The sequence below is a fragment of the Rhizobacter sp. P3_B12 genome, from assembly GCF_056402895.1.
On sequence record NZ_JBFUGN010000049.1, the window covers coordinates 1 to 15,185 of the forward strand.

At 70.4% G+C, this 15,185-nt stretch carries 15 protein-coding genes; 12 read left to right on the forward strand and 3 right to left on the reverse strand.

Annotation, left to right across the window (positions count from 1 at the left end; all coding sequences use genetic code 11):
* On the forward strand, positions 1 to 344 hold a 344-nt coding region (locus AC1D01_RS05010; protein WP_477864976.1), incomplete at its 5' end, for a nitrilase-related carbon-nitrogen hydrolase.
* A 21-nt stretch (positions 345 to 365) separates the two neighbouring features.
* Here the strand turns inward: AC1D01_RS05010 and AC1D01_RS05015 are convergent.
* Together AC1D01_RS05015 and AC1D01_RS05020 are read right to left on the reverse strand one after the other, a co-directional pair.
* On the reverse strand, positions 366 to 2,408 hold the full coding sequence (locus tag AC1D01_RS05015) for a hypothetical protein (protein ID WP_477864977.1): 2,043 nt from the start codon (positions 2,406 to 2,408) through the stop codon (positions 366 to 368).
* A gap of 107 nt (positions 2,409 to 2,515) precedes the next feature.
* Positions 2,516 to 3,442, reverse strand: a complete 927-nt coding sequence (locus AC1D01_RS05020) for a carbohydrate kinase family protein (protein WP_477864978.1) — start codon at positions 3,440 to 3,442, stop codon at positions 2,516 to 2,518.
* Between the two features lie 185 nt (positions 3,443 to 3,627).
* Between AC1D01_RS05020 and AC1D01_RS05025 the strand changes: the two genes are divergently transcribed.
* Genes AC1D01_RS05025 through AC1D01_RS05045 form a run of 5 tightly spaced genes read left to right on the forward strand, consistent with a single transcriptional unit; the run spans position 3,628 to position 8,072 of the window.
* On the forward strand, positions 3,628 to 4,644 hold the full coding sequence (locus AC1D01_RS05025; protein ID WP_477864979.1) for a sugar ABC transporter substrate-binding protein: 1,017 nt from the start codon (positions 3,628 to 3,630) through the stop codon (positions 4,642 to 4,644).
* Positions 4,644 to 5,597 carry an ABC transporter permease gene (locus AC1D01_RS05030; protein WP_477864989.1) on the forward strand — a complete coding sequence of 318 codons (954 nt, stop codon included), beginning with the start codon at positions 4,644 to 4,646 and terminating at the stop codon, positions 5,595 to 5,597. The genes AC1D01_RS05025 and AC1D01_RS05030 overlap by 1 nt, the downstream gene beginning before the upstream one ends.
* Positions 5,597 to 6,394, forward strand: a complete 798-nt coding sequence (locus AC1D01_RS05035) for an ATP-binding cassette domain-containing protein (protein WP_477864980.1) — start codon at positions 5,597 to 5,599, stop codon at positions 6,392 to 6,394. The genes AC1D01_RS05030 and AC1D01_RS05035 overlap by 1 nt, the downstream gene beginning before the upstream one ends.
* A gap of 19 nt (positions 6,395 to 6,413) precedes the next feature.
* Positions 6,414 to 6,848 carry an RbsD/FucU family protein gene (locus AC1D01_RS05040; protein WP_477864981.1) on the forward strand — a complete coding sequence of 145 codons (435 nt, stop codon included), beginning with the start codon at positions 6,414 to 6,416 and terminating at the stop codon, positions 6,846 to 6,848.
* 12 nt (positions 6,849 to 6,860) lie between these two features.
* Positions 6,861 to 8,072: an ROK family transcriptional regulator gene (locus AC1D01_RS05045; protein WP_477864982.1), complete on the forward strand. Its 1,212-nt coding sequence runs from the start codon at positions 6,861 to 6,863 to the stop codon at positions 8,070 to 8,072.
* A 6-nt stretch (positions 8,073 to 8,078) separates the two neighbouring features.
* Here the strand turns inward: AC1D01_RS05045 and AC1D01_RS05050 are convergent, their stop codons facing one another.
* Entirely contained in the window at positions 8,079 to 9,314 is a 1,236-nt protein-coding gene (locus AC1D01_RS05050; protein ID WP_477864983.1) for an FAD-dependent monooxygenase, read from the reverse strand.
* 207 nt (positions 9,315 to 9,521) lie between these two features.
* Between AC1D01_RS05050 and AC1D01_RS05055 the strand changes: the two genes are divergently transcribed.
* The 6 genes from AC1D01_RS05055 to AC1D01_RS05080 form a co-directional block, all read left to right on the forward strand.
* Entirely contained in the window at positions 9,522 to 10,403 is an 882-nt protein-coding gene (locus AC1D01_RS05055) for an EpsD family peptidyl-prolyl cis-trans isomerase (protein ID WP_477864984.1), read from the forward strand.
* A 124-nt stretch (positions 10,404 to 10,527) separates the two neighbouring features.
* Positions 10,528 to 11,574 carry an SPFH domain-containing protein gene (locus AC1D01_RS05060; RefSeq protein WP_477864985.1) on the forward strand — a complete coding sequence of 349 codons (1,047 nt, stop codon included), beginning with the start codon at positions 10,528 to 10,530 and terminating at the stop codon, positions 11,572 to 11,574.
* Positions 11,575 to 11,589: 15 nt separating this feature from the next.
* Positions 11,590 to 13,164, forward strand: a complete 1,575-nt coding sequence (locus AC1D01_RS05065; RefSeq protein WP_477864986.1) for a DUF4178 domain-containing protein — start codon at positions 11,590 to 11,592, stop codon at positions 13,162 to 13,164.
* Between the two features lie 28 nt (positions 13,165 to 13,192).
* Positions 13,193 to 13,414, forward strand: a complete 222-nt coding sequence (locus AC1D01_RS05070; protein WP_047593230.1) for a DUF350 domain-containing protein — start codon at positions 13,193 to 13,195, stop codon at positions 13,412 to 13,414.
* A gap of 16 nt (positions 13,415 to 13,430) precedes the next feature.
* Positions 13,431 to 15,002: a polyamine aminopropyltransferase gene (locus AC1D01_RS05075; protein ID WP_477864987.1), complete on the forward strand. Its 1,572-nt coding sequence runs from the start codon at positions 13,431 to 13,433 to the stop codon at positions 15,000 to 15,002.
* Positions 14,999 to 15,185 (forward strand): hypothetical protein (locus AC1D01_RS05080; protein WP_477864988.1); only part of this gene is annotated, 187 nt, incomplete at its 3' end. The genes AC1D01_RS05075 and AC1D01_RS05080, both read left to right, overlap by 4 nt.

A 15,185-nucleotide genomic window follows, 5' to 3' on the forward strand; every position in this document is an offset into this window, starting at 1 on the left:
TCCCCGAGCTGTACCGCGCGATGATGTCGCCGCCGTGCGACCTGCTGGCGGTGCCGGCCGCCTTCACGCACACCACCGGCCGCGCGCACTGGGAGCTGCTGCTGCGGGYGCGCGCGGTCGAGAACCAGTGCTACGTGATCGCACCGGCGCAGGGCGGGCTGCACGAGAACGGTCGCCGCACCTTCGGCCACAGCCTGATCGCCGATCCGTGGGGCGAGGTGCTCGCGATGCGCGAAGAGGGCGAAGGGGTCGTGATGGCGACGCTCGATCCGGCGCGGATCGCGCAGGTGCGGATGCAGTTGCCGGCACTGACGCACCGGCAGCCGAGGTGGATTCCGGCCTGACGAAGCAGGCCGCGCAGCGGGTCACGGAGCCAGCGGAAGCTCGCTGCGCAGACGATACGAGCCGGTCACCGCCGGCACGCCGCTGCAGGAGAACTCGAAGTCGACGGCCAGCCGCTCGAGTCTCAGCAGGTCCAGTCCGGAGGACGTCGTGCCCAGCGCGACGTCGAGCAGCGTGAAGCGTCCCGTCAGGTCGTCGCACGCGGGCATCGGCCACCAGAGGTCCATCGACGCCGTCGAGCTTCGCTTGAAGATGTTGACCGGCGCATCGTAGGTGCCCGGCGCCAGCGGCACGCCGGGCGGCAGCGTCAGCACCAGCGTGCCCTGGAAGCTGGCGGCTGCTTTCGCGAACTCCGTTCCGACCGGCGGGATGCGGGTCCGCAGCACGTCGGTCGGGACGCCCGCCGTCATCATCTCGGCCGTGGCCATGTCGGCCGGCAATGCGACGAGACCGTCCGCGCCGCGCGCCAGCCAGTCGGCGGAGCGGGCCTTCACCTGCATCAGCATGGCGCCGGCGGCGGAAGGCACGACCTGCAATCGCACGCGGTCGGTGTCGACCACGCCCGCGGCCGTCGTGATCGTCACCAGCATGTCGGCTTCGAACGCCGCCGCGCCGGGTTGGGGCGCGACGTCGACACTGGCGTGCGCGGCGTCGGGTGTCACGTTCAAGGGCGCGCCGTTCAACTGCCGCCATGCGTACGACAGCACCGGGTCGGCCCCGCTCGACAGGCTCGCGCCGGCCTCGAGGCTCACCGGCCTGCCGGCGAGCACGACGCGGCCGGTCGGGGCCGACACGCTGGCGACGGCTGCGTTGTCGACGACCAGCCGGAATCCCGTACCGGCCAGGACCTGCCCGCGGGTGCCCGCCAGCGGGGCCTGCGGCGGAAGCTGCACCAGGTACTCGCGCCCCGGCTGCAACTGCGTCGGCAGGTGCAGGACCAGGCTGGATTCGACGGTCTCGGCGCGGGCGGTCACGATCGCATCGCCCCAGTCGTAGTCGCCCTCCTTCGGCTCGCGCACCAGGCTGACGTCGAACGATGCCGGCGTCAATGCGTGCGAGAAGTGCAGCGATGCCTCGCGCCGCTGTGGCGCGACGGGCACGGACGCCGCGCCCATCGCCCAGAGGGTGTCGAACTGGATGTCCTTGACGTTGCCATAGGCGCCCGGCAGGTCGCCCGCATGCCACCACGGGAAGCCGGTGACCATCCGGAACCACGGCATGGCCTCGTTCAAGCCCCAGGAACCACGCAGCGTCRCCAGCTGCCGGCCGTCCTCGGCACTCACGCCGAGCGACGTCGATCGCGCCCCTGTGACCATGAGCTGGCCCTCCGAGGGGTAAGTGTCGAAGTAGGCGAACAGCGCCTGCGGGGTCGACAGCTGGACCTGGCCCTGYAGCAGCCCGCTGGACAAGGTCATCTGCATCGTGGTCGCGATGCCCGAGCGCTGGATCAGCTCCTCCCTGGAGACGAGCATGCCGGTGATCCGGTCGACCGTGGGCGTTCCGCCGCTCGTCCCCGCGAACTCGAGCGGAACGGCATCGTCGGAGCGTTCCGAAAATCCCTGGCGCAGGCCGTCGCTCCAGGACTCATGGTGGAGGGCCCCCGTCCACGAGAACGTGAAGGTGCCCGAGGTGTGCTGCAACCCGCTTCCAGTCAGCTCGACGAACGCAGCGGCCTGCTTGCCGGCAGGCGGCGCTTGCAGGCTCAGGCGCGCAGTTCCGGTGAAGACCGCGGCCGTGGCCGGCAGCAGGCAGTGGTACAGCGTGACCTCGATCGTGTCGCCGGCATCGACGGTGCGGTTGGCGTTCGCATCGCTCCAGTGCAGCGTCCGCTGGCCGCCGCCCATGCAGCTCACCTGCGTCTCCTCGCCGACGGGTTCCTTCAGCCAGCGGTCGACCTCGTAGCCGAGGGTCAACAGGGATTCCGCATAGCTGACGGGCAGTTCGATGGCCGCGGAGGCCTGCGCCTGCTTCTCCAGCGCCAACGGCGTCATCCACTGGTTGCCGGACGAACCGACGTCGGCGCCGCCACCACCGCCGCCGCAGGCGGCCAGGATCGCCACGGACATGGCGGCGAGCCAACGGCTCGCAGGGCGAGCGCGTCGCAGGATCTGGATCATGAGGCCCCTCCTCCGGGCTGGTTTGCCGCGTATTGTCGCGGAGCCCGGGGCCGGATTCAGTTCAGCTCGTTGCGCCGCGGCAGGTCTGCGCCGCGCCGCGAGCAGGTGATGGCCGCCGCGCGCGCCGCGAAGTTCAGCGCATCGGCCAGCTGATCGCTGCCCAGCGCCGCGATCGCCTGGCCCGACAGCGCAGCCCGCTCGGCCAGCCAGGTCAGCAGCGCCGCCTGGAAGGTGTCGCCGGCGCCGACCGTGTCGATCACCGTCACCACCACCGGCTGCGCCTCGGCCTGCGCGCCGGCCGTCCAGCCGATCGCGCCCTTCGCGCCGCGCGTCACCACCACCAGCGTCACGCCGGCCGCGAGCCACTGACGGGCCAGCGCCTCGTGCGCGACGCCCGGGTACAGCAGCGCGAGATCCTCGTCGCTGACCTTCAGCAGGTGCGTGCGCGGCAGCATCCACTGCAGCTGCTCGCGCCAGCGCGCGACCTCGGGCTCGACGTTCAGCCGGATGTTCGGGTCGTACGAGATCAGGCAGCGCCCGTGCTCGCGCTCCACCAGCGCCCGCAGCGTGCCCGCCACCGGCTCGACGATGGTGTTGAACGAGCCGACGTGGATCACCTTCGCATCGCCCGGCACGCGCTGCAGCGCCTCGAGCGGCACCTCGCGGTCCGCCGCGCCGTGGCCATAGAACGCATACGACGGCACGCCGGCCGCATCGAGCCCGACCAGGCCGAGCGTGGTCGGCGCGCTGCTGACGTGCAGCGCCCGCGTGTCGACACGCTCCGCCTGCATCGCCGCCACCAGCCGCTCGCCCAGGAAGCCGCTCGACACCCCGCCGAAGAATGCGACCGGCTGCTCGAGCCGCGCCAGCCCGACCGCGACGTTGAACGGCGAGCCGCCGATGCGTGCATCCATGCTCACGCCGGTCGGCGTGCTGCCGGTCGAGAACACATCCATCAAGGCTTCGCCACACACCACGAACATCGGACTCTCCAGAAAAAGGGGCCCGCAAAGGGCGCGCCAGCTTGCCCCCGGCGGGCCGCGGAGGCTACAGGGTTTTCCATTAATCAATCAACTTGATTTATTAAACGCCGCTGCCCATACTCTGCTGCGCGCTGCCGATACGCGCTTCCRCATTCCAGACCCTCACAACATCCCGGAGACAAGACATGCGCCTCAAGACCCTGCCGATCCTGTCGTCGATCGCCGCCGCTGCCCTGTTCGCGGCCGGCTCCGCGTCGGTCCACGCTGCCGACCAGCCGATCATCGGCCTGATCACGAAGACCGAGACCAACCCCTTCTTCGTGAAGATGAAGGAAGGCGCCAGCGAGGCCGCCAAGGCCAAGGGCGCGAAGCTGCTGAGCGGCGCCGGCAAGGCCGATGGCGACAACGCCGGCCAGGTGACCGCGATGGAGAACATGATCGCCGCCGGCGCCAAGACCATCCTGATCACGCCGAGCGACTCGAAGGCGATCGTGCCGGCCATCAAGAAGGCGCGCGACAAGGGCGTGCTGGTGATCGCGCTCGACAGCCCGACCGACCCGACCGAGGGCACCGACGCGCTGTTCGCGACCGACAACTACCAGGCCGGCGTGCTGATCGGCCAGTACGCGAAGGCGGCAACGGCGGGCAAGCCGGTGAAGATCGTCACGCTCGACCTGTTCCCCGGCCACCCGGTCGGCGCACAGCGCCACAACGGCTTCCTGAAGGGCTTCGGGCTGGCCGCGCCCGATGCGAAGAGCAACGAACTCGGCAAGGCCGCCGAAGTCGTCTGCATGGCCGACAGCTACGGCGACCAGGCCAAGGCGCAGACCGCAATGGAGAACTGCCTGCAGAAGAGCCCCGAGGTGACGCTGGTCTACACGATCAACGAGCCGGCCGCCGCCGGTGCGTACAAGGCGCTGAAGTCGGCCGGCAAGGAAAAGGGCGTCACCATCGTCTCGGTCGACGGCGGCTGCCAGGGCATCAAGGACGTCGGCGCCGGCATCATCGCGGCGACCTCGCAGCAGTACCCGCTGAAGATGGCGGCGATGGGCGTCGAGGCCGGCATCGAGTACGCGAAGACCGGCAAGAAGCCGAGCGGCTACACCGACACCGGCGTCACGCTGATCGCCGCCAAGCCGGTGGCCGGCGTCGACAGCAAGGACGTGAAGACCGGCACGGACCTGTGCTGGGGCAAGAAGTGATGAAGGGGCGGCTGCCCCCGCTCGCGACGCTCGGCCCCTTCATCGCGCTGCTGCTCGCCTGCGGTTTCTTCGCGACGCAGAACGAACGCTTCCTGACCGGCGGCAACCTGTCGCTGGTGCTGCAGCAGGTGATGGTGGTCGGCGTCATCGCGATCGGCCAGACGCTGATCATCCTGACCGCCGGCATCGACCTGTCCTGCGGCATGGTGATGGCGCTGGGCGGCATCGTGATGACGAAGTTCGCGACCGAGCTGGGCGTGCCGCCGCTGCTGGCCGTGCTGTGCGGCATCGGCGTGACGACGCTGTTCGGGCTGGTCAACGGGCTGCTCGTCACGCGCATCAAGCTGCCGCCCTTCATCGTCACGCTGGGCACGCTGAACATCGCGTTCGCGATCACGCAGCTGTACTCGAACTCGCAGACGGTGACCGACGTGCCCGACGCGATGACGGTGCTGGGCAACACCTTCGCGCTCGGCGGCACCACCAACGTCGCGTACGGCGTGGTGCTGATGCTCGCGCTGTACGGCCTGGCCTGGTTCGCGCTGCGCGAGACGGCCTCGGGCCGCCACGTCTACGCGGTGGGCAACAACCCCGAGGCGACGCGGCTGACCGGCATCCCGACGCAGCGCGTGCTGCTCTCGGTCTACGTGCTGGCTGGCGTGTTCTACGGCATCGCGTCGCTGCTGTCGGTGGCGCGCACCGGCGTCGGCGACCCGAACGCCGGGCAGACCGAGAACCTGGACGCGATCACCGCGGTGGTGCTTGGCGGCACCAGCCTGTTCGGCGGGCGCGGCGTGATCCTCGGCTCGCTGGTGGGAGCGCTGATCGTCGGCGTGTTCCGCAACGGGCTGACGCTGATGGGCGTGTCGTCGATCTACCAGGTGCTGGTGACCGGCGTGCTGGTGATCCTGGCGGTGGCCACCGACCAACTCTCGCGCAAGGGAGCCCGCTGATGTCGATCAATACACAAGCCCCCCTCGTGATGGAGGCCCGCGGCCTCGTGAAGCACTACGGCCAGGTGGTCGCGCTCGACGGTGCCGATTTCGAGCTGCGCGCCGGCGAGATCCTCGCGGTGATCGGCGACAACGGCGCCGGCAAGTCCTCATTGATCAAGGCCTTGTCGGGCGCGACCATTCCCGACGAAGGCGAGATCAAGCTCGACGGCAAGATCATCCATTTCAAGAGCCCGATCGACGCGCGGCGCGCCGGCATCGAGACCGTCTACCAGGATCTTGCGGTGGCGCCGGCGATGAGCATCGCCGAGAACCTGTTCCTCGGCCGCGAGCTGCGCCGCCCCGGGTTCATGGGCAGCGTGCTGCGCATGCTCGACAAGAAGAAGATGCTGGAGGAGAGCGTCACGCGGATGAACGAGCTGAAAGTCGGTATCCGATCGATGACGCAGGCGGTCGAGACGCTGTCTGGCGGGCAGCGCCAGTGCGTCGCGGTGGGCCGCGCGGCGGCGTTCGCGCGGCACGTGGTCATCATGGACGAACCCACCGCGGCGCTCGGCGTCAAGGAGGGCAACATGGTGCTCGAGCTGATCCGCCGCGTGCGCGACAAGGGCCTGCCGGTGATCCTGATCAGCCACAACATGCCGCATGTGTTCGAGATCGCCGACCGCATCCACATCGCGCGCCTCGGCAAGCGCGCGGCGGTGGTCAACCCGAAGAAGATCAGCATGAGCGACACGGTGGCGGTGATGACCGGCGCGAAGCGGGTCGACGAGCTGCCGGCCGACTGCCTGGCCTGAACCCCGGTACCCACGACCCATGCTGAAGAACATCGACCCCGTGCTGACGCCGGCCCTGCTGAAGCTGCTGTGCGAGATGGGGCACGGCGACGAGGTGGTGCTGGCCGACGCCAATTTCACCGCCGAATCGCTGGCCGGCGGCCAGCCGGTGCTGCGGCTGCCGGGTATCGGCATGGCACGGGCCTGCGCGGCCGTGCTGTCGGTGTTCCCGCTCGACGAAGCCGTGCCGCGGCCGGTGGCCTTCATGCAGGTGAGCGGCACGGCCGAGGGCTACCGCTCGGCACTGCAGCGCGAGATCCTCGACCCGCTCGGCGCGCAGTGCGAGGCCGTCGAGCGCTTCGCGTTCTACGAGCGCGTGCGCGGCGCCTACGCGATCGTGCAGACTGGCGAGATGCAACCGTTCGCCAACATCCTCTTCAAGAAGGGCGTCATCGCCGACGCCCTTCGGCCCTGACCGAATGACCGAATGACCGAGCTTCAGGCGAGCCGGCTGCGGCCGCGCGGCTCCAACCACGTGGGCATGCGCCAGTTCAACGAGCGCGTGGTGCTGCAGGCGATCCGGCTGCACGGCGCGCTGCCGAAGGCCGAGATCGCCCGCCTCACGCACCTGACGCCGCAGACGGTGCAGCTGATCATCGGCCGGCTCGAGGGCGACGGGCTGGTCGTCAAGCAGGCGCCGGTGCGCGGCAAGGTCGGCCAGCCGTCGGTGCCGATGGCGCTGAACCCGGACGGCGCGTTCTCGATCGGCATCAAGATCGGCCGGCGCGGCATGGACATGCTGCTGGTCGACTTCACCGGCCAGGTGCGCGAGCGGCTGGTGCGGGCCTATGCCTTCCCCGATCCGCACCGCCTGTTCGACGAGATCGCCGAGGGCCTCGCCGAGTTGCGCGGGCGGCTCGGCCCCGAGCGCGCGCGCGTGCTGCACGGCGTGGGCGTGGCGGCACCGCTGTCGCTGGGCGGATGGGAATCGCTGCTCGGCGTGTCGGCCGAGGCGGCGCAGGCCTGGGCGCTGATCGACATCCGCGCCCGCGTGGCCGCGCTGACCGAGCTGCCGGTGGTGTTCGTGAAGGACACCGCGGCCGCCTGCGTGGCCGAGCTGGTGGCCGGCCGCGGGCGCAGCATGCGCAGCTACCTCTACGTCTTCATCGACACCTTCATCGGCGGCGGGCTGGTGCTGGACAGCCACCTGCGCGGCGGCGTCAGCGGCAACGCCGGCGCGGTCGGCTCGCTGGCGCTGGGCGCGAGCGACGGCCACGGGCTGCCGCGGCAGTTGCTGAGCGTGGCTTCGCTGTTCGACCTGGAGGCGCGCTGGCGCGAGGCCGGGCTGGCCGAGCAGGCCTGGCTGGACGAGCGCGCATTGACGGCGCCGTGGCTGCCGATCACCGAGGCCTGGCTGCGCGACGCCTGCCCCGGCATCGCGCTGGCCGTGCACACGGCGGCCTGCCTGCTCGACCTGGAGGGCGTGATCATCGACGGCTCGTTCGGCCGCGGGCTGCTGGCCGCGCTGCTGCGCGAGCTGTCGACCGCGCTGGACGGCTACAGCTGGGAAGGCGTCGCGCGGCCGGAGGTGCTGCCGGGCACGATCGGCTCGGATGCACGGGCGATGGGGGGCGCGTTGCTGCCGCTGTATGCGAACTTCGCGCCGGACCGGGACCTGTTCCTGAAGCTGGAGCCCTGACGGGTTTCAGCGTGAACCGAACATCATCTGCCGCGCCAGCGCCGACTTGACCGGCTTCAACGCCTGCAACGCCGCCATCCCGAGCCCCCGCGCCGCCCCCGCCCCCGGCAGCTTCCACGTGAAGCTGCGCGCCAGGAAATCGGTCGCGGCGATCATCGCCCAGCGGTCCGGCCCGCGCTGCCACTCCAGGCGCCGCAGCACCTGCGCCACGTCCGCGTTGCGCGACAAGGCCTGCACCAGCTCGAACGCATCGCGCAGGCCGAGGTTCAGCCCCTGCCCCGCCACCGGGTGCAGCGTCTGCGCCGCGTTGCCGATGCGCACCGTGCGCCCGTCGGTCAGCGTGCGCTCGGCGCTCAGCCCGAGCGCGAACCGCTTCAGCGGCGACACCGCGGTGATCGCGCCGACCTCGGCATCGAACATCGTGTTCAGCACCGCCAGCCGCTGCGCGTCGCTCAGCGGCTCGACCGGGTCGTCGGCGGCCGGCACGCACCACACCAGCGAGGCCTGCCCGTTCTTCAGCGGCAGCAGCGCCGCCGGCCCGTGGCGCGTGAAGCGCTCGTAGGCCACCCCTGGCCGGGCGTTCGCGAGCGTCACGGTGCCGACCCAGGCGGTCTGGTGATAGTCGCGGTGCAGCGGCTCGCGCACGCCGCCCAGGCGCTCGCGCGGCAGCTGGCTGAACACGCCGCCCTCGGCCACCACCGCGATGTCGAAGCGCTCGGCAATGCCGGCATCGACCTCGACCCCACCCTCCACCGGCTTCAGCCCCTGCACCGGCTGGCCGAAGCGGCTGAGCAGGCGCTGCGGCTCGCGCTCGCAGGCCGCGAGCCATGCGCGCTGCAGCGGCGCGACGATGCCGCCATAGCTCAGCACCGCGCCGAGCATCGGCACCGCCTCCTCGAGCGCGCTGATGCGCACCGTCGGCTCGCCGACCCAGGCAGCCAGCGCGGCACCGAGCGACGGCGGCTGCTGCGAGACATGCACCTCGACGATCGGCTGCGCCGCATCGGCCTGCCAGGCTTCGAGCCGCTGCAGCAGTTGCACGCTGCCGAGCGACAGCGCGAGCGTGCGCGGATCGCCGGACACGTCCTTGTCGAGCGGCCGGGCATCGAACACGCTGACCTGCGCCCGCGGCAGCGACTGCGCGGCCAGCAGCGCGAGAGCCAGGCCCACCGGCCCGGCGCCGACCACGGCGAGGGTCAGCGGCTTCTCGGATGACGCAGGAGCAGGGCGGGGAGCGGTCATCGGRCACCTCGTGAGCGGCGGTGTGGCGGAAAAGCGGCATTGTCGCGCTGCCGCACGAGGCCATCGCGAAAGGCCTCGGCGTGACATTTCGCACCGATTCGCCACCGACGACCGGCCCGCCGCTGTCCTACCCCCGACTCAGGGCATGGCCGCTTTGGATGCGCGGGGGTACGGTGCCGGCTGCCCCCCTAATTTGCAGCCCCCCAGATGCCCGCCTCCGCAGTACTCGCGCGCCTTTTCCTGCTCCCCGCCATCGCCGCCGCAGGGGCGCTTCTCGGCGCCTGCAGCCCGCAGGCCGGCGCCTCCACCGAACAGGCCGCTTTCAGGATCAACGGCGAGCCGGTCAGCGAGCACCAGCTCGAACTCGTGCTGCCGCGCGCCGCGATCGGCGAAAGCAACGCGCAGACCCAGGCCGCGGGCCGCCTGGCGGTGGCCGACCTGGTGCAGGAATCGCTCGCCGCGCAGGCCGCGCGCAAGGCCGGGCTGGACCGCGACCCGCGCACCGTGCAGATGATCGAGGCCGCGCAGCGCGAGGTGCTGGCCCGGGCCTACGAAGAGCGCCTGGCGGGCACCGCCGTCGAACCCTCCAGCGACGAGATCGACCAGTTCTACGAAGCGCACCCCGCGTGGTTCGCGCAGCGCCGGCTGATGTGGCTGCAGGAGGCGGTGCTGCCGCTGCCGGCCGCGCGCCTCGAGGCGTTGAAGGCCCGGCTGCAGGCCGCGGCGACGCCCGACAAGACGATGGAGGCGCTGCGCGTCGAAGGCGTGCCGCTGAACGCGCGCCAGTTCGCGCTGCAGCCCGAGGAGACGCCGCAGGCGCTGCTCGACGCCCTGGCGCCGCTGCGCGTCGGCCAGTCGCTGGTGCTGCCGCAGGACGGCGGCGTGCGCGTGCTGACGGTGCTGCAGACGCAATCCACCGCGGTGTCGCGCTCGGCGGCCGTCAAGCAGATCGCGGCGGTGATCCGCACCGAACGGCGCCGCAAGGCGGTCGAGCGCGGGCTCGCCGCACTGCAGCAGCAGGCCCGGGTCGAATACCTCGGCCGTTCGATGCAGTGGAGCGCCGCGGCGTCGGCGCCGATCCAGCGCTAGCCGATCCGCCCAGGGGCCGCGCCGCGCGGTTCACCAAAAAGGGGGAGACGAGCGGCCGATGCCGGGGCGTATTATTCGCCGCACTCCGATCCCGGAGCCGGTCGTTTTGCAGGAGCTTCGCGCCATGGGCCTGATGGATTTCATCAAGAAACAGTTCATCGACATCCTCGAGTGGACCGAGTCCGGCGACGGCGTGCTGGCCTGGCGCTACCCGATGGCCGACAACGAGATCCAGTACGGCGGCTCGCTCACCGTGCGCGAATCGCAGATGGCGGTGTTCGTCAACGAAGGCAAGGTGGCCGATGTGTTCGGCCCCGGCACCTACAAGCTGACGACGCAGACGCTGCCGGTGCTCACCTACCTGAAGAACTGGGACAAGCTGTTCCAGAGCCCGTTCAAGAGCGACGTCTACTTCTTCAGCACCCGCCAGCAGATCGACCAGCGCTGGGGCACGACCCAGCCGGTGACGATCCGCGACAAGGACTTCGGCGCGGTGCGCCTGCGCGGCTTCGGCAACTACAGCTACCGCATCGCCGACCCGAAGCTGTTCCACACCGAGATCTCGGGCACGCGCGCGAGCTACACCACCGCCGAACTCGACGGCCAGCTGCGCGCGCTGATGCTGCAGCACATCTCCGACGCGGTGGCCGGGAGCGGCATCGCCTTCCTCGACCTCGCAGCCAACCAGGTCGAATTCGCGAAGGCGCTGCRGGAGGCGACGCAGCCGTCGTTCAACAAGTTCGGCCTGTTGCTCGAGAGCGTCACGCTGCAGAACATCTCGCTGCCCGAGGAGCTGCAGAAGATCCTCGACCAGAAGATCGGCATGGGCATGGTCGGCAACGACATGGGCAAGTTCATGCAGTACCAGACGGCGCAGGCGCTGCCGAAGTTCGCCGAGGGCGGCGGTGGCGGTGGTGGCATCGCCGGCGATGCGATGGGCCTGGGCGCGGGTGTCGCGCTCGGCCAGGTGCTGGCGCAGCAGCTCAGCCACGGGCTGCAGCAGCCGGCGGCAGCGCCGGTCGCGGCAGCCGCCGCGGCCGCTGCGACACCCCTCCGCCCCGACGAAGTGATGGCCACGCTCGAGAAGCTCGGCGACCTGAAGGCCAAGGGCATCCTGACGCAGGACGAGTTCGACGCCAAGAAGGCCGAGTTGCTGAAGAAGCTGGTCTAAGGTCGCCGCTCTTTCTTGGCGACCGAACCCAGCCCACAGCGCGCCTACCGCGCGCCCTGCCCCAACTGCGGCGCCGAGGTCGAGTTCCGCTCGGCCGCGTCGGCGTTCGCGGTCTGCAGCTTCTGCCGCAGCACCATCGTGCGCGACGGCGACGCGCTGCGCAGGATCGGCCAGAGCGCCGAGCTGTTCGACGACCATTCACCGCTGCAGCTCGGTGCGAGCGGGCGCGTGCAGGGCGCCGGCTTCACGCTGGTGGGCCGGCTGCAGTACCGCTACGCCGAGGGCACGTGGAACGAATGGCATGCGCTGTTCGACAACGGGCGCAGCGGCTGGCTGTCGGAGGACAACGGCCGCTACGTGCTCGCGTTCGACCAGCCGCTGCAGGCCGCGGTGCCGGAGGCGGCCAGCCTGCGGCCCGGGCAGCAGCAGATCGTCAACGGCCAGCCGTGGTCGGTCGCGTCGGTCTCGGCCGCGAAGCTGATCGCGGCGCAGGGCGAGCTGCCGGTCAAGCCGAACACGGAGCGCGGCTTCGTCGTCAGCGACCTGCGCAGCACGCGCGACGAGGTCGGCACGCTCGACTACAGCGACCCGGCGGCGCCGAAGTGGTCGGTCGGCCGCTCGGTCGCGATCAGCGAGCTCGCGATGACGGGCCTCGCCGAGCAGGCGCAGAAGACGCTGAAGGCGCGCAGCGTCGAATGCCCGAACTGCGGCACCTCGCTGGAGGTGAAGCTGGCGACGACGCAATCGATCGTCTGCCACCAGTGCCATTCGGTGGTCGACGTGTCGCAAGGCGTCGGCGGCGACCTCGCGCACTACGTGCAGGACAACGGCAGCGAGCCGCAGATCGCGCTCGGCAGCGTCGGCACGCTGGCGCTCGGCGGCAAGGCGCCGCTGCCGTGGCAGGTGGTCGGCTATGTCGAGCGCTGCGAGCTGCCCGACGGCTCCGACGACGAGCAGACCTTCTGGCGCGAGTACCTGCTGTACCACCGCACCGAGGGCTTCGCGTTCATCGTCGACGCGGAAGACGGCTGGAGCTGGACGGCGCCGATCACCGGCGTGCCGCAGCTGCGCGGGGACAGTGCGGTGTACCAGGGCGCGACCTACCGCAAGCTCTACACCTACACCGGGCAGGTCACCTACGTGCTCGGCGAGTTCTACTGGCAGCTCACGCGCGCGCAGCGCACGCTCAACACCGACTACCAGTCCGGCAGCAAGCGGCTGAACCGTGAGCAGACCGGCGACGAGATCGTCTGGTCGGCGGGCGACGCGATGAGCGCCGACGACGTGATGAAGGCGTTCCGGCTCGCTGGCGACCGGCGCGCGGCGCTGCAGCGGGATGCGCTGCCGTCATCGGGCTCGGGCGGGCTGCTGGCCAAGCTCTTCGTCGCGATGTTCGTGATCGCGGTGCTGCTGATGCTGTTCCGCTGCAGCAGCAGCTCGGCCGATTGCAGCGGCCTGCGCAGCACCTACGGCGAGAATTCGCAGGAGTACGCCAGCTGCCTGAACAGCAACCGCAGCGGCGGCGGCAGCGGCTTTCGCACCGGCGGCGGCTCGTTCGGCGGCTTCTCGAGCGGCGGCGGCCACAAGTGAAGACAACCCCACACAGGAGGCTCTCATGATGGGAATCGAATGGATGAAGCCCGGCATCTTTGTCGGCTCCATCCTGTTTGCACTGATCGGCGTGCTGGTCTTCTGGATCAGCTTCATCATCGTCGACAAGATCACGCCCTATGACCTGTGGGCCGAGATCGTCGAGAAGAAGAACGTGGCGCTGGCGATCGTCGTCGGCTCGATGTGCATCGCGATCGGGATGATCGTCTCCGCCGCGATCCACGGCTGAAGGCAGTCTCTCGTCCGTGAGCGACGCAGCGGCCGATCCCCCGCCCCCCACGCCCCCCTCGCCCGGCATCCGCCCGGCCGAGGTGGCGCTGCTCGCGTCCGTCTTCGTCGTCGCCGCCTGCGGGCTCGTCTACGAGCTCGCGGCCGGCACGCTGGCGAGCTACCTGCTGGGCGATTCGATCCTGCAGTTCTCGACCATCATCGGCAGCTACCTGTTCGCGATGGGCATCGGCTCGTACCTGTCGCGCTTCTTCGAGCGGCAGATCATTGCGCACTTCCTGCGCATCGAGCTGCTGGTGGGCCTGGTCGGCGGGTTGATGCCGCTCGCGCTGTTCGCGCTGCAGACGCTGGCCGCGCCGTCGTTCCGCTTCGCGCTGTACGCACTGGTGCTGCTGGTGGGCACGCTGGTCGGGCTGGAGATCCCGCTGGTGATGCGCATCCTGAAGCGGCACTTCCGCGCACGCTACGCCCTCAAGGACCTGGTCTCGCAGGTGCTGACCTTCGACTACCTGGGCGCGCTGGTCGTCGCGATCGCGTTCCCGCTGCTGTTCGTGCCGCAGCTCGGGTTGATCCGCACCGGCGCGTTCTTCGGGCTGCTGAATGCCGCGGTCGCGGTGTGGGCGCTGTGGCTGTTCAGGGGCGAGCTGCGGCGCTGGGGGCTGCATGCGATCGCCTGCGGCGGCGTCATCGCCGCGCTGCTGGCGGCCTTCGCCGGCGCGGAGCGCGTCAGCAGCTGGGCCGAGGACCGCTTCTACGCCGACCGCATCGTCTACAGCGCATCGAGCGCCTACCAGCGCATCGTCGTCACCTCGAGCAGCGTCGGCGTGCGGCTGTTCCTGAACGGCAACCTGCAGTTCCATTCGCGCGACGAGTACCGCTACCACGAGGCGCTGGTGCACCCGGCGATGGCCGGCCACGGCGCGCCGCGCCAGGTGCTGGTGCTGGGCGGCGGCGACGGCATGGCGGTGCGCGAGATCCTGAAGTACCCCGGCGTCGAGCAGGTCACGCTGGTCGAGCTCGACCCGCACATGACGACGCTGTTCGCGCAGTCGCCGATGCTGCGCGCGCTGAACGCCGATTCGCTGCACTCGCCGAAGCTGCGCATCGTCAACGCCGATGCCTTCGCGTGGCTGGAGCAGAACCCGGGTGCGTTCGACGTGATCGTCATCGACTTCCCCGACCCGACCAATTTCTCGATCGGCAAGCTCTACACCACCGGCTTCTACCGGCTGGTCGAGCAGCACCTGAACGCGAGCGGCTATGCGGTGGTACAGACCACCTCGCCGCTGATCGCGCGCAAGAGCTTCTGGACGGTGGCGACCACGCTGGAAGCCGCCGGCCTGCAGGTGACGCCGTACCACGCGCACGTGCCGAGCTTCGGCGAATGGGGGTTCATCCTCGCGAGCCGCCGGCCCTACCGCATGCCGACGCAGCTGCCCGAGGGGCTGCGCTTCATCAGCCTCGGCGGGTTGCCGGCGCTGTTCGATTTCCCCATCGACATGGCGCGCGTGCCGGCCGAGGTGAACCGGCTGTCGAACCAGGTGCTGGTGCAGACCTTCGAAGATGAATGGGGCAAGGTGCACCAGTGAGCGGGCTCCCCGACCTCGACCGGCGCACGCTGCTCGCCGCAACAGCGGCCACGCTCGCCGGCCTGAGCGGCTGCGATGCGAAGCGGCCGGCGGCCTACGGCGGCGAATGGATCGGCGCGCAGCACGAGCGCGGCCACCGGCTGCGCGACGGCGGCCGCACGCTCGCCGAGCCGACGGTGCACA